Here is a 16,600-nt window from a genome sequence, read left to right on the forward strand (position 1 = left end):
ACCAGATGATTCTTTTGGAGGGGACCCGTAACATGCGCGCCGATCTCGTTCTTGATTGTAAAAATCAGCACGGTGAGGGGATTTTTTGGAATCCTGCGGACGGGTGTGTCTGGTGGACCGACATCGAAGGCAACATGCTTTGGCAGTATGATCCTGCAAGTGGGGCGCACAGTTCCCATGACATGCCAGACCGCGTTTGCTGTTTCGCGCCATGTGAAAAAGGCGGACTCATTGTTGCTTTCGCCAACCGTGTCTCTTTCTTCGATCTCGAGACGTCCAAAGAAACCAAAATTTGCGACTTTGAAGCAGACAATCCGGAAACTCGCGCAAATGACGGACGTACAGACCGACAGGGTCGGTTCGTTGTCGGCGGCATGAACGAGGTGTCCGGGTCTGCAAATTCTTCAGTCATTTCCATTGATGAAACCTTGGGTGTTACGACATTGATCGAGGGCATTTCCTGTGCCAATTCGATCTGTTTTTCGCCTGACGGAACGACAATGTACTTTGCCGACACCCCCGAAAAAGACGTGCTGGCCTTCGACTATGACACGGGGGCGGGGCAGGTCTTTGGCCAGCGCTCGTTCTCGTCGTTCCGGGGGGAACCCGGTTTGCCTGATGGGTCGTGCGTGGATGCACAAGGCGGGGTCTGGAACGCAGAATGGGAGGGGCGTCGTGTTGTGCGCATCGCCCCAGACGGGACAATCGACACGATTATTGATGTGCCGGTCTGGAAACCCACCTGCTGTGCTTTTGGCGGTGAAAATTTCGACACGCTCTACATCACAACCTCGCGGTTGATGAGCGATGAAAAAACTCTGGAGCAAGAGCCGCTTTCCGGTGGCTTGTTTGCAGTCAAACCCGGGTTCAGGGGCGTGGAGGACGCTCCCTTTCGACATTGAGAATTATGATCAGGGAGGAAAACATGATCAACACTTCTAAAACGTTAGCGCTAGCAGCGGGTCTTGCCGCAGGTGCCTTTGCCGCTCAAGCCGGTGATTATCCAACACCCGTGCCGCTCAAGGACGGTGCGCAGGCCGCAATAAGCTCGATCGCGCCAAAGAACGACACGTTCCGCATTGCGTACATGCCGCCGGCAACCGAGTTCAACTATTACATCGCTGTCGGTGAAGGCATCAAATCCGTCGGCAAAGAGGCCGGTGTGGATGTCTTTATGCTCGCCCCGCAAAGTGGTGCGGATATCAACGGCCAGATGGGCATGATCCAGGATGTTCTGACACAGGACGTGGACGCTATCATCTTTGGAACGCACGATGAATTCGCGGCGGCTCCGTTATTGAAAAAGGCTGTGGATCAGGGGATTGCGGTTCTCATGATCAATTCGGACATTCCGGATTTCCCAACCCCCATTCACGGCGTTGTCGGGTATTCGCAGCGCAATGGCACCCGCGCCATGGCCGATTGGGCGGTGCAGACCTATGGCGATCAAAAGGTCAAAGTCGGCATCATCGAAGGCCAGCCGGGCTATCACTCGACAGAACGGGTCGGCGGTTTCCTTGAAGGGATCGAAGGCAACGACAACTTCGATGTGGTCGTGTCGATTGACGGCAAATGGAATGTCGAAGGCGGAAACACCGCTGGAATGGATATCCTGCAATCCCATCCCGATCTGGATCTGGTCTTCGCAGCCAACGACTACATGATTATCGGTGCATCCTATGCCGCCAAGGCATTGGGGCGAAGCGATCTGGTGATGCTTGGCAATGACGGTGACACCTCTGGTCTTGAAGAAATCGCATCCGGTAACATCACTGCGACGGTAAACACCTCGCCCTATCTCATGGGCAAGGCAGCGATGAGTGCGACGCTTGACGCATTGAACGGCTCTTTCCCGGGCGGTTGGATCGAAACACCGACCTCGATCGAGGATCAGGCAGGTGCGATCAGCGTTTTGCAAGAGCCTGAAAAGCTCTTCCCGCAACCTTCGAAGCAATACTAAGCACGTCTCCCGCTCTTCGGCTGCCCTTATCCGTGGCGGTCGAAGAGCCCCTTAGAATGCACAAACACGTTGGATTGGGTTTGGTTTCATGTCTCAAGGTACACCACCTCTTTGGGAATTCGTCGACATCTGCAAGGCCTATCCGGGTGTGCTTGCAAACGACAAAGTTTGCATAAAATTGCTGGATGGTTCGATCCACGGCCTGCTGGGCGAAAATGGATGCGGAAAGTCGACTCTCATCAAAACGCTTTCGGGTGTGCAACAGCCTGACAGCGGTCAGATCCTCTATAAAGGCAAGGCTGTTCAGATCAGTGACCCACAGGATGCGCGCGACAAAGGTATCGCGACAGTCTTCCAAGAGTTTTCAATTGTTCCAACGCTTTCGGTTGGAGAGAACATCTTTCTGGGGAACATGCCAAAGACGCGCTTTGGCGTGATCGACTGGAAAAAAGTCAATGAATCCGCTGCGGCCGTTCTGGCGGAGATGGATGTCGACATTCATCCCGAGGCCATGACCGGGACGCTTTCGGTCGGCGAGCAGCAACTGGTGGAAATCGCCAAGGCGGTCGCCATGAAGGCCCGAATGATCATCCTTGACGAGCCGACAGCGGCTTTGGGTGAGGACGAGATTGAGCGGCTGCACCAGCTTTTGCGCAAAATGCGCAGTCAGGGCACCGCGATCCTCTATGTGTCGCACCGTCTTGACGAGGTCGAGCGGATTGTCGACGAGGTCACGATCCTGCGGTCGGGCCGCGTTGTTCGGGCCAGCGGTGAAACGGAAATCAATGTCAGCCAGATCGTCAATGCGATGGTGGGCGAGGACATTTCCGAACACTATCCAAAGGAACACAACGCAACGTCCGAAGTGGTGCTGCGTGCCTCTCACCTGTCCACCAAAAACGGCGTGCACGACGCCAGCTTTGACCTGCACAAGGGCGAGGTTCTGGGGCTTGGCGGCGTTTTGGGAAGCGGTCGCACCGAGATTGCGCGCGCCCTGTTTGGCGTCGACGCTTTGACCGGCGGCACAGTGACCCTCAATGGCGCGCCCCTAAAGGTGCGCCACGAGATCGATGCCATCGAGGCCGGGCTGGCGCTTGTGCCCGAAAACCGCAAATTTGACGGCCTGTTTTTCAACTTTCGGGCCAGCGGCAATATCACCGCGGCCTCTTTGGGCGGATTGTCCAAACTGGGCATTCTGGATCTCAAGGCAGAAGACGAAGGGACGCTCAGGCTGATTGAAGAGCTGGAGATTTCCCCACAGGCCGAACAGAAAACGGTGAATTTCCTGTCGGGGGGAAACCAGCAGAAGATCGTGATTGCCCGCTGGCTTTTTTCGGACGCCAAAGTGCTGATTTTCGACGAACCCACGCAAGGCATCGATATCGGTGCAAAGATCGCGGTCTACAAACTTATCAATCTTCTGACGCGCGCAGGAAAATCCATCATTCTCATCAGCTCTGATCATGACGAGCTTTTGGCGATGAGTGACCGGATTGCTGTCGTCCAGCACGGCAGCATCAGCAGAACTGTGCCGGCGTCTGATCTTACCCATGACGACCTTGTACGGGCATCTGCGGCGCAGTTGACCCATGCGGCGACGGAGGAACGCCAATGAAACGTGTATTTGACTCTCAATTGATCGGGCCGTTTGCCGCGATGGTGATTGTTGCCCTTGTGGTCGCCGCCACCACGGACCGGTTTCTCAACCCCGGAAACCTGTCAAACCTGTCCCTTCAGGTAAGCATCGTCGCCCTGATTGCGATTGGATCGACAATCGTCATCATCGCGGCAGGCATCGACCTCAGCGCGGGATCGATGGTCGCGCTCTTGACGATGATCCTTGCCCAGTTCCTCAAGATGGCGGGCATTCCGTTGCTGTTTGCCGTGCCGCTTATTCTGGTTGTCGGAGGTTTGTTAGGCTTGGTGTTGGGCATGATCACGGCCTATGGCCGCATACCGTCCTTTATCACGACGCTGGCTGCACTGATCGCGTTTCGTGGACTGGCGCTGACGTTCAATAACGGCTCACCCATCTTCTCGCTCGATCCGGCGCTTGAACCTTTGTTCTATGGCAAGGTGGCAGGCATTCCGATGCCGTTTTTCTATCTTGTGTTCTTTTATGCGCTTGCCGCATTCACGATGAATTTCACCAAGCTGGGCCGCGAAATCTATGCCGTGGGTGGCAACCCCGCAGCCGCTGTTCTGACCGGTATCAACGTGCGCAAGGTGCAGACGCTGACCTTTGTGATTGCCGGCTTCATGACGGCAGTGGGCGCGGTGCTGATGTCGGCACGCCTGAATTCGGGATCGCCCAACTATGGCCAGACCCTCGAGTTGCAAGCCATTGCAGCCGCAGTTGTAGGCGGAGCCAGCCTTGCGGGCGGACGGGGCAATATCCTTGCCACGCTCATGGGGGCCATGACCATCGTGATCGTTCAGAACGGTCTCAACCTGAATGCGGCGCCGTCGTCGGTTCAAAACATCGTGCTGGGCGCGATCATCCTGCTTGCCGTGGGCATCGACATGTGGCGCGCTGAAATCTCGTCGATCCTTGGGCGTCTGTTTGGCCGCTCCGACCAGTCGGTCAAAACGGCCAGCCCCGCAAAACCTGCTTTGTCAAAGGACGCGTGACCATGGACCTTGGATTGAAAGACAAGCTGGTTTTGGTCACGGGCTCAGGCTCTGGCATCGGCAAAGCGACGGCGCAAACATATCTCGAAGAGGGCGCGCGCGTGATCGTGCATGCCTTGACCCAAACAGAGGTCGACACCGCCGTTGCAGACCTGTCCTCGTTTGGCGAGGTCACTGGCAAAGCTGGCGATCTGACCCGTCTGGAGGACGCCAATGCGCTGTGTGACTTTGCCCTGTCGCAGGGGGACGTGGATGTTCTGGTCAACAATGTCGGCATCTTCTCGGTCAAGGCCTTTGAGGACCTGACCGACGACGATTGGATGACCTATTTCAACATCAATGTGCTGAGTGCCGTGCGCATCAGCCGTGCCATCCTGCCCGCGATGTTGAAGCGGGGCACCGGATCGATCGTGAATCTGGCCAGTGAAGCAGGCGTCAAACCCCTGCCGCAAATGGTGCACTACTCGGTGACCAAAACGGCGATGCTCGGGTTGACGCGGGGCATGGCCGAACTGACCAAAGGCACTAGGGTCCGCGTGAATTCGGTGCTGCCCGGCCCGACATGGACCGAGGGCGTCGAGGCCTATTTCGTCGGTCTGGCCGAGCAAAAGGGCCAGCCGATGGAAGACATCATCGACAACTACTTCAAATCGGATGAACCGACCTCTTTGATCCAACGCTTTGTGCAGGCCGAAGAAGTGGCCCGCACGATTGTCACCGTATCCGCAAACGCTGCGGTCAACGGGGCCGCGCATCGGGTCGAAGGCGGCATCATCCGAAGCATTCTGTAATCAACGAAAACCTAAAAGGAGCGAGCAAATGAGCGCACTAACATTCTCTCACATCGGGATCACGGTTCCGGATCTGGAAAAAGCTGTTGAATTCTATTCCAAAGCGTTTGGCCTTTACGTGATCATGGGCCCGACCGAAGTGCACCATGACGACAGCGCAATCGGCCAGATGTGCGACGATGTCTTTGGCGAAGGCTGGGGCAAGTTTCGCATCGCGCATATGTCGATGGGTGACGGTGTGGGTATCGAACTTTTCGAATTCCCCAACACAGTGGAAGAAGAGCGCCCCTTTGAATACTGGCGTCGCGGCCTGTTTCACTTCTGCGTTCAGGACGACAACGTCGAAGAGCGTGTCAAAATCATCGAGGCGCTGGGCGGCAAGCAACGCATGAGCCAGGTGCGTGAATACTATCCCGGAGAAAAGCCGTACCGCATGGTCTATATGGAAGACCCGTTCGGTAACATCTTCGAGCTTTACAGCCACTCTTACGAGCTGACCTATTCGGCAGGCGCCTATGTCTGATACTGGCGCAACCCCCTTCCGGTCTGACCGCCCCAAAGTCGTGATCACTGATTACGACTATGGGGATGTCGATGTGGAGCGCGCCATTCTTGAAAAAGTGGGCGCGCAAGTCATCGCCTTGCAGGCCAAAACAGAAGCAGACCTGTTCGAGGCCGCCAAAGACTGTGCGGCCATGGTCAACCAGTATGCGCGGATCGGGTCAGAGACCATTTCGCGCATGCAAAACTGCGAAGTGATCGCGCGGTACGGCGTAGGTGTCGATATCGTTGATGTCAAAGCCGCCACCGATCGCAATATCCTTGTCACCAATGTGCAGAACTACTGCACCGAAGAAGTCGCGGATCACGCGATTTCGCTTTGGCTGACGCTGGCCCGCAAGTTGCCGGACTATGATCGCGCCACGCACAAGGGCATTTGGCAATGGCAAAGCGGCAAGCCGATCAACCGGCTGCGTGGTCGCACCATGGGCGTTGTGTCCTTCGGCAAGATTGGTCAGGCGATTGCCGCGCGGGCGCGTGCCTTTGGCGTGAATGTCATCGCGTTTGATCCTTTCCTGCCCGAAGCCGTCGCACAAGAACACGGCGCGGAACTGGTGTCCAAGGCCGATCTATTGGCGCGTTCAGATTACATCCTGATGCAGGCCCCGATGACGCCGGAAACCCGCTATTTCCTGTCAGATGCCGAGTTTGCGGCGATGAAACCGGGGGCGATCCTTGTCAACACGGGCCGTGGGCCGACTGTCGACAACAAGGCGCTGTATCGGGCTTTGACTGACGGGCATTTGTGCTCTGCGGGGCTGGATGATCCCGAGGAAGAACCGGCCAAACGCGCAAGCTGGGATCCGGCGGACAACCCCATTTTCACACTGCCGAACGTGCTCGTGACGCCGCACGCCGCCTACTACTCGGAAGAATCGATCATGGCCGCGCGCACCATCGCTGCGACGCAGGTGGCCAAGGTTCTGACCGGCCAAAAACCCGACTACACCGTCAATGCTCAGGCATTGGCCGCAACAGCTGCACAATAGGAGATAGAAATGCCAGATGTGAGCACGGACCTCAGGGTCTTTAATGATTTTGAACGCAACCCAGAGCTTTTGAAGAAGTTTGACAAGGTGCTGGAAGCTTATTCCGCCGCCGCCATCTTTGCCGACGTTCAATACCGCACCGGCGTGATGGACAGTGCCATCAAACCGGCGTTTCGCGCCAAAGTGACAGGCCAGGCCGTAACGGTTCAGCTGTCAAAAGGCGATCTGGTTGATCCGTTGCGGGCGCTGGAAATGGCCCAGCCCGGTGATGTGATCGTCGTGGATGCAGGTGGTGATGAGCAAACGTCGGTTTGCGGCGGTCTTATGGGTGGTCTGGCCCAGAACCGTGGCATCCGCGGCATGATTGTGGACGGCACCGGCCGTGACACGGACGAACTGGAAGACATCAACTGGCCCATCTGGACCAAGGCGATCACGCCGCGCGGCACCCACACGATGTTCTCGGGCCGCAAGGAAGAGCTGTCGATCAACGTGCCAATCGCCTGTGGTGGCGTTGTTGTGAACCCTGGCGACTTTATCGTTGCCGATCTGATGGGTGTTGTTGTGATCCCGCAAGAGATTGCCGAAGAAACCGTCCGTCTTGCGCAAGAACAGGCCGACCGTGAAGAGGAAACCCGCAAGTGGGTCGCCCAAGGCAAAACAGTTGAGGATTTGCTGAATGAATTCGGTCGCATCTGAAGCTGTCCTGATCGGTCTTGATTGGGGAACGTCCTCGCTTCGGGCGTTCCTCATCGGCGCCGTCGGTGACGTGCTGGATGAAATCTCCACCTCCCAGGGGATTATGCATGTGAAAGGGCGCGATTTCGACGCGGTCTTTCACGGCCTCATTCAGAACTGGCACAGCGCTGCCCCCTTGCCGGTGATCGCCTCTGGCATGATCACAAGCCGCAACGGCTGGCAGGAAACTCCCTATGTGAGTGTGCCTGCCGGCAAGGACGCGCTGGCAAACGCCCTTGTGCCGTTCACTACGTCCAAGGGGATTGCGGTTCATTTCGTGACCGGCATGACCGCGAACCACAACGGGGCGCCGGATGTCATGCGCGGAGAAGAAACGCAGATCATCGGTGCGGCGGCAATGGGCTTGGGGGATGGGCTTTATGTGCTTCCAGGGACCCACAGCAAATGGCTCGTGGTTAAGAACGGCGGCATTGAGGATTACAAGACCTATATGACCGGAGAATTGTTCGGGGCGATCAAAAACCACACGATCCTTGGAACGTTCATGGAAGAGGGGCCCTTCGACAAAGAAGGGTTTGTCATCGGCGTGAACGCAGGTCTCTCGGCCGGCGCCGATCTGCTACATACCTTGTTTCATGTCCGCACCATGCCGTTGTTTGACAAAATCACGCCCGAGATGACGGCGGACTATCTCTCGGGCATGCTGATTGGTGCCGAAATCGCGTCCGGCACCGCGGGCGGTGGGGATCAACCCGTCACGCTTGTGGGACGTGGTGATCTGACGGATCGATACGAAATCGCCTTGTCCATTGCTGGCCGCGAAAGCCGCAGAGCCCCGGAGAACATTTGCGCGCGGGGCCATTTTGAAATTGCTAGATCGGCGGGGTTACTGTCATGAGCCTTTGGGAAAATGCATTGTCTGACAATGCGATGATCGCAATTCTGAGGGGGCTGCACCCCGACAATGCGGTCGAGGTTGCAGATATTCTGATTGAAGCGGGATTTCGGATTATCGAAGTTCCGATGAATTCACCAGAGCCGCTGAAATCAATCGAGGCCATCGCCCGCAAGCATGGCGATACGACGATCATCGGCGCTGGCACGGTTTTGTCCGAGCAGCAAACATCAGATGTCGTGAGCGCCGGAGGCCAAATCATAGTGTCGCCGAATATGAACCCCGCCATCGGGCGTTTGACCGTCGCGCTGGGCGCAAAGTGGTGTCCCGGTGTCATGACGCCGACCGAAGCCTTTGAGGCATTGGAGATCGGGGCATCCGTGCTCAAGTTTTTTCCTGCCGAACTGGTTCCGCCCAAGGCCATTTCCGCGATGCGGGCCGTCTTGCCCAAAGATGCGGTTGTTGCGGCCGTTGGGGGCATAACCCCCGAAACGATGTCGGACTATTACAATGCGGGATCAAACGGGTTTGGCCTTGGGTCGGCACTGTTCAAGCCGGAATATGAGCTTGAGGATCTGCGCCAACGCGCCCAAGCCTTTGTAAAGTCCTATAGAACGTTGGTTTCGTCATGAAGGGGCAGGTCGTTGTCACCGGAGGAACCCGAGGCATCGGGGCAGGGGTGTGCGACGTCCTGCTTCAAAATGGGTATGACGTGATCGCGGCTACGGCGGATCAGGGCGAGATTGACACCTTTCAAGGGTCATCCGACATCCGGTTGCAAAAGCTTGATGTCACCGATGATGGCGCTGTCGCAGACTTTTTTGCAGGCGTCGGTTCCTTGGTCGGGCTGGTCAATTGCGCGGGTATTTTGCGCCGCGCAGATGAATATGACATCGAGGTTTTCAAGAAAGTGATCGATGTAAACCTGACCGGCACGATGCGGTGTTGCCTTGCCGCGCATACCTTGCTTGCCGCCAGCAATGGCGCGATCGTGAATACGGCCTCGATGCTCAGCACTTTTGGGGGGCCGCTTGTTCCGGCCTATTCTGCTTCGAAAGGGGGCGTCGCACAATTGACTAAAGCCTTGGCAGGCAAATGGGCCGATGATGGCATTCGGGTCAATGCGATTGCGCCGGGCTGGATCGAAACCGAAATGACGCAAGGCCTGCGTGACGATACCGCACGCGGAGACGCAATACTTGCCCGCACACCCATGAAGCGCTGGGGGCAAACAAACGAGGTGGGCGAGTTGGTCAATTGGCTGCTGTCGCCCAAAGCCAGTTTCGTGACCGGTGCCGTCTATCCGGTGGACGGTGGCTATCTTGCAATGTGAGGACACCCAGAATGACACTTAAAAAAGACGCCGATCCGCTGACACCGTATCAATTGCCCTTCCCAAAGGACGCATTGGACGAAATCGTTATCCCGCACGCCATTCCCGAAGATGACCGGCTGTGGGTGCCGCAGGCCGAGAACGTCTGGTTTCGACCTTTGTGTCTGAACCGGTCACAGGGGTACTGGGTGAACCTGTTGAAAGTGCGCAAATCGGGTGTGTTGTCGCGCCACCGCCATCCCCAGCCTGTGCATGGGTTTGTTCTCAAAGGCAGATGGCATTACCTCGAACATGACTGGACGGCAGAGGCGGGGGGATATGTCTTTGAACCCCCCGGCGAGACGCACACACTTGTCGTGCCGGATGGTGTTGAAGAGATGATCACGCTTTTTCAGGTCAACGGGGTGATGTGCTATGTCGATCCATATGGCGAGGTTCTGGGATACGAGGACGTCTTTACCAAGATAGACCTGTGCAGAAAACACTTCACAGAAGTCGGACTTGGAGAAGACTATGTCGAACAGTTCATCAGATAAGATCTATCGTGTGGCGCTGGTCGCCCATGACGCGCAGAAAAGCCGCCTGGTCGACTGGGTTGGGGAAAATCAGGATGTCTTTGCCAAGGCCGCGATTTTTTCTACCGGCACGACGGGGGGCTTGTTGCTTACCTCCTATCCCGATCTTGCTGTCACGCCTCTCAAAAGTGGCCCGCTTGGCGGAGATCAGCAGATCGGGGCGCTGATCTGTGAAGAAAAGCTGGACGCCCTTATCTTCTTTACAGATCCATTGTCGCCCATGCCGCATGATGTGGACGTCAAGGCGCTGACGCGGCTGGCGACGGTCTATGATTTGCCAAGCGCCTGTAGCCCGTCAACGGCCAACCTTATTGTGCGGGCGATGCGAGACGCGTCTTTGTGATCTCGTCGATTGCATGGCTGCCGCGATCAATTTGTTCATGCAGAATATTCAAGGCGTCCTCAATGCGGGACGCCTTGAGCATTTGGGTGATCTGGATGTGTTCGCCGTAAGATGTGTCGACACGTTTGGGCGCCAGAGAAAGATAGGTGCGCAGGGTGGCCACTTTGGGGCCGACACTGCCATATCCTTCGCGCAGAAACTGGTTTCCGGCGAATTCGAAAAACGCATCATGAAAATGCCGGTCCAGCTTGAGATACCCAGCAAAATCATGGGTGTCGCGGGCCTTGGTCATGTCTTGGCAAATGGTTTCAAGTCGCAGGATCAGGCCTTCCGGATCAACCTTCATCGCCATACGGACCGCCGCGGTTTCCAGCGTGAACCGGTACACGCACATCTGATGCAACTGGTCCGGGTTCAGGGTGAAAACGCGGGCCCCTTTTTGAGAATCGCCTTGCAGAATGCCTTCCCGCTTGAGCGCAGCGATGGCTTCGCGCACCGGTGTTTTGCTAATTCCGAGAAGTTTGGAAAGCGCATTTTCTGTCAGCGGGTCCCCCAAACGAAAGTCCCCAAGTATAATTGCTTCGCGGATATGGTCGGCGGCAATTTCGCTAAGTGATTGTGGTATCACTATTTTCAGGCTTCCAGGTCTGTCCACTGCGCGTCCTCTCATTGTGGCGGTAACAACAGAGTAGATTAAATTTGTAGACAGCACCACAGTCTATCTAATATACCAGATATCAGATCGTGAAATCGCGATCCTTTTGGAGATAGGAGGAGATATGTTCCAAAAAACTTCACTCGCGCTTGGAGCGGCGTTGTCCTTTGGCATCGCGCTCAGCGCATCCGCAGGGACGGTCATCAAAGTTGGCCACGGCGCAAACGAACAATATCACATGCACCGCGCCTTGCTGCGGTTCGAGGAACTGGTCGAGGCCGGTTCAAATGGTGAAATCGACGTCCAGATTTTTCCGTCGTCCCAAATGGGTCCTGATCGTGAAATGATCGAAGGTGTCCAGACCGGCGTTCTAGAGATGGCGGTGCCACCGTCGTCGTTCTTTGCGGGTTGGGATCCGGCATTTGCCGTGATCGAACTGCCCTATATGTACGCCAGCAAAGACATTGCCCTGGATGTTTTCCACAGCGACACCGGCAGCGATATGCTGTCCCGTCTGGAAAATCAGGGGCTGGTCGGATTGGGCTGGCTGGAAAACGGTCTGCGCCATGTGACCAATAATGTGCGCCCGATTGAATCGCCTGCCGATCTGGATGGGGTCAAGCTGCGCACGATGAAAGTGCCTGCGCACGTGGCAACCTTTCAGGCTTTGGGGGCGAACCCGACCCCGATGAACTTTGGCGAAGTGTATTCCGCGCTGCAACAGGGTGTGATTGACGGTCAGGAAAACCCGATTGCCCTGATCGACTCGCAACGCTTTTACGAAGTGCAGGAACATGTGTCCCTGACCGGTCACGTCTTCACGGTCTACATTCCCGTCATCAGCCAAGCCTTCATGAACAGCCTGTCAGACGACCATCAGGCGTTGATCAGGTCGGCCATGGCCGAGTCCGAGATCTATCAACAGGAGCTCGTCAACGGAGAAGAGGCTGGCCAGCTTCAGAAGATCCGCGATGCGGGCGTGAATGTTCTCGAACTGTCTGCCGAACAGCGTCAGGTCTTTTCGGATGCGACAATGGATGTGCGCGCCGAGTACCGCGACACGGTTGGCGCAGAAGCCTTTGATGCCTGGGTGGCAGCGGTCAAGGCCGCCAGCGCAGAATAAACTGATCAGATGACCGGGGGCTGGCTCAGGCCGGTGCCCGGTCACAACGGGGGAGGGGACATGAATACTCTTAAGTGGCTGGATGCCAATTTTGAACGCCTGTTGGTGGCGTTGCTTTTGGCAGGGATTGTATTGCTGATCACGGCAAACGTTGTGATGCGCTATGTCTTGAACGCCTCGCTGGCGTGGGGAGAAGAGCTGACACTGTGGATCTTTGTCTGGTTTGTCTGGCTCTCGGTCAGCTATGCCTTTCAAAAAGGGGCCCACGTCAGGATCACGATCCTGCGTGATCTCGTGAGCGACAAACACAAACGTTATCTGGATATTTTGGTCGATATTCTTGTCATGGGCTTCCTGATCGTGCTGATTGTCGAATGCCTGACCCTGATGTCTCAGCCCTTTGTGCAAAGTCAAACATCCGTGGTTTTGGGCCTTCCAATTCCCATTTTATATGCCTCGGCGCCGGTTGGCGCGGCTTTGTCCACCTTTCGCATTTTCCAACATCTGCTGCGCACGCTGCGCGGTGACCAGAAACCCGCTTAGGAGCACATCATGATCAGTCTTGTTCTTTTCGCTTCTTTGTTTGTGTTGCTTTTGGTCAGCGTCCCCATTGGCATATGTCTTGGCCTGGCCACGATGCTTGTCATGGTGCTGGTGGATGGCACGCCGCCGATGGTTTTGCTCGCACGTTCGGTTGTCACTGGCGCAGACTCCTTTCCTTTGATCGCGGTGCCACTGTTCATTCTTGCAGGTGACCTGATGCAGCACGGCGGCATGTCACGGCGTCTGGTCGGGTTTGCGAATTCGCTCATCGGGCACATCCGCGCGGGCCTTGCCTATGTGAATGTTCTGGCTTGCGTCTTCTTTGCCGCCATTTCGGGGTCGTCCCCTGCAACCGTTGCGGCGATTGGCTCGAACCTAATTCCCGAGATGGAAAAGGTCGGCTACACCCGACGCTTCAGCAGTGCGCTCACGGCCTCGTCCGGAATGATCGGGGTGATGATCCCGCCAAGCATTCCTTTTATTATCTATGGGGTGACCGCCGAAGTCTCGATCGGCAAACTGTTTCTGGCGGGCGTGGTGCCGGGCATTCTGTTTGCCATCATGTTCATGGTGATCGCCCGTTTGTTGCTGCGCAAGGATCGCGATATCGCGGAATCCACGACCAGTTTTTCCAAAGAAGCCGTCAAGACGAGCTTTCGTGAATCCATCTGGGCGTTGCTGGTGCCGGTCATTATTCTCGGGGGCATCTACAGCGGTGTTTTCACACCCACCGAAGCAGGCGCCATCGCGGTTGTGTATGCATTGCTGGTTGGCCTGTTCGTTTACGGGGATCTGACCTTTTCCGACCTGCCCAAAGTCTTTGCAGACAGCGCCAGAACCAGCGGGTCCATTCTTGTGCTTGTGATTATGGCCACTGCCTTTGGCCGGCTTATCACCATCGCGCGGATTCCGTCGGATATCGCACTGTCCCTGACCAGCCTGTCTGACAATCCAATTGTCATTCTTTTGCTGATCAACCTGCTTTTGCTGGTCATCGGCATGTTCATGGAGACGATCTCGTCCATCATCATCATGACCCCCATCCTGTTGCCGGTCGCTACCGCCGTCGGCGTCGATCCGATCGCATTTGGTGTGATCATCACGGTCAATCTTGCCATCGGGTTTTGTACGCCCCCTCTGGGCGTCAACCTGTTCGTCGCCAGCAGCATTTCCGGGGTGTCGATTGAAAAGCTGAGCAAATCCATTTTGCCGTTTTTCGTGGGGATGCTGATCCTGTTGTTCCTGATCACCTATGTGCCCGCAATTTCGCTAACCCTTCCTGCCTTGTGGTAACCCGCATGCCCCGCAGCGAACCGGACCCACGCGGTCCGGTTCAAATAGAGCTTTCAATGCGCCGAATGGCGATCCCGAACAAAGGTGACTGCAATGGATATTGATCTGTCCCATCCCTCAATCGAAGATTTGCGCCAGAGGGCCAAAAAGCGCATTCCCAAGTTCGCCTTTGAGTATCTGGACAGCGCCACAGGACGCGAAATGGGTCTCAAGGTGAACCGCGACGCTCTGGATGCCATCGGGTTCATGCCGGGTATCTTGCGCGGTCATGTGACGGCCGCGCTTGAAACAACCCTGATGGGAGATACGTATGCTGCGCCTTTCGGGATTGCACCCGTCGGCATGTCTGGTCTGATTTGGGCCGGAGCCGAGCGCAAGCTGGCGCAGGCTGCGGTCGAACATAACATCCCATTTTGCCTGTCGAGTGTGGCGGTGGCCTCGCCCGAAGACGTGGCGTCCAGCATCGGGAACAATGGCTGGTTTCAGCACTATCCGGTGAACTCTGCAGAATTGCGCCGCAAAATGCTGCCCCGGATCAAGGCCGCCGGTTTCGACAAGCTTATCATCACTGTAGATGTCCCCGAAGAAAGCCGCCGCGAGCGTCAAAGGCGGGCCAACCTGACAGTGCCGCCCAAGGTCGACGTGCAAACCGTGTCGTCCATGGCAATGCGGCCCGTATGGTGCCTTGCCCATCTGAGGGAAGGGATCGTTCCGCGTATGCGTTTCTTTGACGACTATATCTCACAGCGCGGGCGCGAAAGCTTTACTCACGCCGGTGCCTTGATACGCGGGTGTCCCGACTGGCAATACCTGCGGGAACTGCGACAGGAATGGGACGGGAAGCTGATCGTCAAAGGGGTGCAACGGCCAGAAGACGCAAAGCAACTTGTCGAGGAAGGCGCGGATTGCCTTTGGATTTCCAACCACTCGGGGCGCCAGTTCGAAGCCGGACCTGCTGTGATTGACCAGCTTCCGAAAATCCGCGAGGCCGTTGGGCCGGACATGCCGCTGATCTACGATTCCGGCGTGGCCTGGGGGCTGGACGTGATGCGGGCGTTGGCAAAGGGCGCGAATTTCGTGATGTTGGGCCGTGCTTTTCAATACGGCGTGGCCGCCTTTGGCAGGAAAGGTATCGACCATGTGATCCACATTCTGCGTGCCGATATCCAGTCGAACATGAGCCAGCTTGGCATTGAAGATATGGACCAGCTTCCGGACCTCTTGCTGGACAGCTGAACAGGGCAATGCGGGGCCTTAGGGCCCTCATTGCGGTCCCGAATTGGACGCGTGGCCTAGCACACAATCATCTCGGTTTCGCTTTCGCTGCAAAGATCGTTAATGGGCAAGGGCAACGGCGCGTCTGTAAACACCTTGGTGACCGAAGCAAGGTTGCCAATGCGCCCCGGCGCAGTGCGCCCGATCTTGGTCTGGTCCGCGACAACAAAGGTGGACTTGGCCTGCCGCAAAATCGCTTTGGTGGCATGGACTTCCTGAAGGTCGAATTCCAGAAGATCACCTTCTTCGTCGATCCCCGCACAGCTGATGATTGCCAGATCAAATTTGAACAGATCCACAACCTGTGTGGTCAGGTTTCCAAGCAGACCACCGTCGGACCGCCTCAGGTTGCCGCCCGCAACGATGATGTCACAGTCGGGATTGGCCGAAAGAATGTTGGCGCTGTTCAGACTGTTTGTCACAATCAAAAGGTTCTTGTGGGACAGCAATTCGCGCGACACCGCTTCGTTTGTTGTGCCGATATTCACAAAGATCGAGGCGTTTTCGGGAACATGCGCTGCACATGCGCGGCCGATGCGGGCTTTTCCTGCGGCATTCAGTTCCTGCCGCTGGATATAGTCCAGATTGACAACCCCGCTGGGCATCACGGCGCCGCCATGCACGCGTTCAAGTTTGCCCGTTTCTGCCAGATCCGCCAAATCCCGCCGGATTGTCTGGGTGGTGACACCAAATCGTTGGGCCAGATCATCAACCAGAACTTTGCCTTCTGATTTCGCGATTTCAAGTATTTCGACAGTTCGAATCATGCCGGTTTCAACAGTCCTTGTTCAAATGAATGTTCAGTAATGTTCATCTTGCAGGGTGAATTGAGGAAAACCACAGGTTTTTCGCGCAAATACAGGAATTTCGGCCCTAAATGAACATTTTTGATTGACCGGAGTGTTCATATTGGTCCAGTTAGCGCTAACATTTG

General features: G+C 56.2%; 19 protein-coding genes. 17 read left to right on the forward strand and 2 right to left on the reverse strand.

Annotated elements, in window-relative coordinates; all coding sequences use genetic code 11:
• Positions 1 to 32 precede the first annotated feature (32 nt).
• From PH7735_RS09910 to PH7735_RS09970, 13 genes are all read left to right on the forward strand, one after another.
• Complete coding sequence (locus PH7735_RS09910) at positions 33 to 902, forward strand: SMP-30/gluconolactonase/LRE family protein (RefSeq protein ID WP_058311817.1); 870 nt, start codon at positions 33 to 35, stop codon at positions 900 to 902.
• Positions 903 to 925: 23 nt separating this feature from the next.
• On the forward strand, positions 926 to 1,960 hold the full coding sequence (locus PH7735_RS09915) for a sugar ABC transporter substrate-binding protein (RefSeq protein ID WP_058311818.1): 1,035 nt from the start codon (positions 926 to 928) through the stop codon (positions 1,958 to 1,960).
• 88 nt (positions 1,961 to 2,048) lie between these two features.
• Entirely contained in the window at positions 2,049 to 3,575 is a 1,527-nt protein-coding gene (locus tag PH7735_RS09920; protein WP_058311237.1) for a sugar ABC transporter ATP-binding protein, read from the forward strand.
• Complete coding sequence (locus PH7735_RS09925; protein WP_058311238.1) at positions 3,572 to 4,591, forward strand: ABC transporter permease; 1,020 nt, start codon at positions 3,572 to 3,574, stop codon at positions 4,589 to 4,591. Before PH7735_RS09920 ends, PH7735_RS09925 begins: the two co-directional genes overlap by 4 nt.
• A 2-nt stretch (positions 4,592 to 4,593) precedes the next feature.
• Positions 4,594 to 5,382, forward strand: coding sequence for an SDR family NAD(P)-dependent oxidoreductase (locus tag PH7735_RS09930; RefSeq protein WP_058311239.1), 789 nt, complete (start codon positions 4,594 to 4,596; stop codon positions 5,380 to 5,382).
• Between the two features lie 28 nt (positions 5,383 to 5,410).
• Positions 5,411 to 5,905, forward strand: a complete 495-nt coding sequence (locus PH7735_RS09935) for a lactoylglutathione lyase family protein (protein ID WP_058311240.1) — start codon at positions 5,411 to 5,413, stop codon at positions 5,903 to 5,905.
• Positions 5,898 to 6,932, forward strand: coding sequence for a C-terminal binding protein (locus PH7735_RS09940; RefSeq protein ID WP_058311241.1), 1,035 nt, complete (start codon positions 5,898 to 5,900; stop codon positions 6,930 to 6,932). The genes PH7735_RS09935 and PH7735_RS09940 overlap by 8 nt, the downstream gene beginning before the upstream one ends.
• Positions 6,933 to 6,941: 9 nt before the next feature.
• Complete coding sequence (locus tag PH7735_RS09945) at positions 6,942 to 7,631, forward strand: RraA family protein (RefSeq protein WP_058311242.1); 690 nt, start codon at positions 6,942 to 6,944, stop codon at positions 7,629 to 7,631.
• Positions 7,612 to 8,529 carry a 2-dehydro-3-deoxygalactonokinase gene (locus tag PH7735_RS09950; protein ID WP_058311243.1) on the forward strand — a complete coding sequence of 306 codons (918 nt, stop codon included), beginning with the start codon at positions 7,612 to 7,614 and terminating at the stop codon, positions 8,527 to 8,529. Before PH7735_RS09945 ends, PH7735_RS09950 begins: the two co-directional genes overlap by 20 nt.
• Complete coding sequence (locus tag PH7735_RS09955; protein WP_058311244.1) at positions 8,526 to 9,158, forward strand: 2-dehydro-3-deoxy-6-phosphogalactonate aldolase; 633 nt, start codon at positions 8,526 to 8,528, stop codon at positions 9,156 to 9,158. The genes PH7735_RS09950 and PH7735_RS09955 overlap by 4 nt, the downstream gene beginning before the upstream one ends.
• Complete coding sequence (locus PH7735_RS09960) at positions 9,155 to 9,859, forward strand: SDR family NAD(P)-dependent oxidoreductase (protein WP_058311245.1); 705 nt, start codon at positions 9,155 to 9,157, stop codon at positions 9,857 to 9,859. The genes PH7735_RS09955 and PH7735_RS09960 overlap by 4 nt, the downstream gene beginning before the upstream one ends.
• 11 nt (positions 9,860 to 9,870) lie before the next feature.
• Positions 9,871 to 10,395: a 2,4'-dihydroxyacetophenone dioxygenase family protein gene (locus PH7735_RS09965; protein ID WP_058311246.1), complete on the forward strand. Its 525-nt coding sequence runs from the start codon at positions 9,871 to 9,873 to the stop codon at positions 10,393 to 10,395.
• A complete protein-coding gene (locus PH7735_RS09970) occupies positions 10,373 to 10,777 on the forward strand; it encodes a methylglyoxal synthase (RefSeq protein WP_058311247.1) in 405 nt (134 codons plus the stop codon). The genes PH7735_RS09965 and PH7735_RS09970 overlap by 23 nt, the downstream gene beginning before the upstream one ends.
• Here the strand turns inward: PH7735_RS09970 and PH7735_RS09975 are convergent.
• A complete protein-coding gene (locus PH7735_RS09975; protein ID WP_058311248.1) occupies positions 10,743 to 11,405 on the reverse strand; it encodes a GntR family transcriptional regulator in 663 nt (220 codons plus the stop codon). The genes PH7735_RS09970 and PH7735_RS09975 overlap by 35 nt on opposite strands.
• A 151-nt stretch (positions 11,406 to 11,556) precedes the next feature.
• On the opposite strand from PH7735_RS09975, the gene PH7735_RS09980 reads away from it, so the two are divergent.
• From PH7735_RS09980 to PH7735_RS09995, 4 genes are all read left to right on the forward strand, one after another.
• A complete protein-coding gene (locus tag PH7735_RS09980; RefSeq protein ID WP_058311249.1) occupies positions 11,557 to 12,555 on the forward strand; it encodes a TRAP transporter substrate-binding protein in 999 nt (332 codons plus the stop codon).
• A gap of 60 nt (positions 12,556 to 12,615) precedes the next feature.
• The gene (locus PH7735_RS09985; protein ID WP_058311250.1) at positions 12,616 to 13,098 is read left to right on the forward strand and encodes a TRAP transporter small permease; all 483 of its coding nucleotides are present in this window, start codon (positions 12,616 to 12,618) and stop codon (positions 13,096 to 13,098) included.
• Positions 13,099 to 13,107: 9 nt separating this feature from the next.
• Positions 13,108 to 14,391, forward strand: coding sequence for a TRAP transporter large permease (locus PH7735_RS09990; protein ID WP_058311251.1), 1,284 nt, complete (start codon positions 13,108 to 13,110; stop codon positions 14,389 to 14,391).
• Between the two features lie 93 nt (positions 14,392 to 14,484).
• Entirely contained in the window at positions 14,485 to 15,627 is a 1,143-nt protein-coding gene (locus tag PH7735_RS09995) for an alpha-hydroxy acid oxidase (protein WP_058311252.1), read from the forward strand.
• 56 nt (positions 15,628 to 15,683) lie between these two features.
• Here the strand turns inward: PH7735_RS09995 and PH7735_RS10000 are convergent, their stop codons facing one another.
• Positions 15,684 to 16,433: a DeoR/GlpR family DNA-binding transcription regulator gene (locus PH7735_RS10000; protein WP_058311253.1), complete on the reverse strand. Its 750-nt coding sequence runs from the start codon at positions 16,431 to 16,433 to the stop codon at positions 15,684 to 15,686.
• Positions 16,434 to 16,600 lie beyond the last annotated feature (167 nt).

This window comes from Shimia thalassica (assembly GCF_001458215.1).
In the GTDB taxonomy this organism is placed as follows: Bacteria; Pseudomonadota; Alphaproteobacteria; order Rhodobacterales; family Rhodobacteraceae; genus Shimia; species Shimia thalassica.

Bases quoted from the DNA above. Each gene is read 5' to 3' on its own strand.
- PH7735_RS09910 (WP_058311817.1), top strand. From the start codon at position 33: ATGCGCGCCGATCTCGTTCTTGATTGTAAAAATCAGCACGGTGAGGGG.
- PH7735_RS09915 (WP_058311818.1), top strand. From the start codon at position 926: ATGATCAACACTTCTAAAACGTTAGCGCTAGCAGCGGGTCTTGCCGCA.
- PH7735_RS09920 (WP_058311237.1), top strand. From the start codon at position 2,049: ATGTCTCAAGGTACACCACCTCTTTGGGAATTCGTCGACATCTGCAAG.
- PH7735_RS09925 (WP_058311238.1), top strand. From the start codon at position 3,572: ATGAAACGTGTATTTGACTCTCAATTGATCGGGCCGTTTGCCGCGATG.
- PH7735_RS09930 (WP_058311239.1), top strand. From the start codon at position 4,594: ATGGACCTTGGATTGAAAGACAAGCTGGTTTTGGTCACGGGCTCAGGC.
- PH7735_RS09935 (WP_058311240.1), top strand. From the start codon at position 5,411: ATGAGCGCACTAACATTCTCTCACATCGGGATCACGGTTCCGGATCTG.
- PH7735_RS09940 (WP_058311241.1), top strand. From the start codon at position 5,898: ATGTCTGATACTGGCGCAACCCCCTTCCGGTCTGACCGCCCCAAAGTC.
- PH7735_RS09945 (WP_058311242.1), top strand. From the start codon at position 6,942: ATGCCAGATGTGAGCACGGACCTCAGGGTCTTTAATGATTTTGAACGC.
- PH7735_RS09950 (WP_058311243.1), top strand. From the start codon at position 7,612: ATGAATTCGGTCGCATCTGAAGCTGTCCTGATCGGTCTTGATTGGGGA.
- PH7735_RS09955 (WP_058311244.1), top strand. From the start codon at position 8,526: ATGAGCCTTTGGGAAAATGCATTGTCTGACAATGCGATGATCGCAATT.
- PH7735_RS09960 (WP_058311245.1), top strand. From the start codon at position 9,155: ATGAAGGGGCAGGTCGTTGTCACCGGAGGAACCCGAGGCATCGGGGCA.
- PH7735_RS09965 (WP_058311246.1), top strand. From the start codon at position 9,871: ATGACACTTAAAAAAGACGCCGATCCGCTGACACCGTATCAATTGCCC.
- PH7735_RS09970 (WP_058311247.1), top strand. From the start codon at position 10,373: ATGTCGAACAGTTCATCAGATAAGATCTATCGTGTGGCGCTGGTCGCC.
- PH7735_RS09980 (WP_058311249.1), top strand. From the start codon at position 11,557: ATGTTCCAAAAAACTTCACTCGCGCTTGGAGCGGCGTTGTCCTTTGGC.
- PH7735_RS09985 (WP_058311250.1), top strand. From the start codon at position 12,616: ATGAATACTCTTAAGTGGCTGGATGCCAATTTTGAACGCCTGTTGGTG.
- PH7735_RS09990 (WP_058311251.1), top strand. From the start codon at position 13,108: ATGATCAGTCTTGTTCTTTTCGCTTCTTTGTTTGTGTTGCTTTTGGTC.
- PH7735_RS09995 (WP_058311252.1), top strand. From the start codon at position 14,485: ATGGATATTGATCTGTCCCATCCCTCAATCGAAGATTTGCGCCAGAGG.
- PH7735_RS10000 (WP_058311253.1), bottom strand. From the start codon at position 16,433: ATGATTCGAACTGTCGAAATACTTGAAATCGCGAAATCAGAAGGCAAA.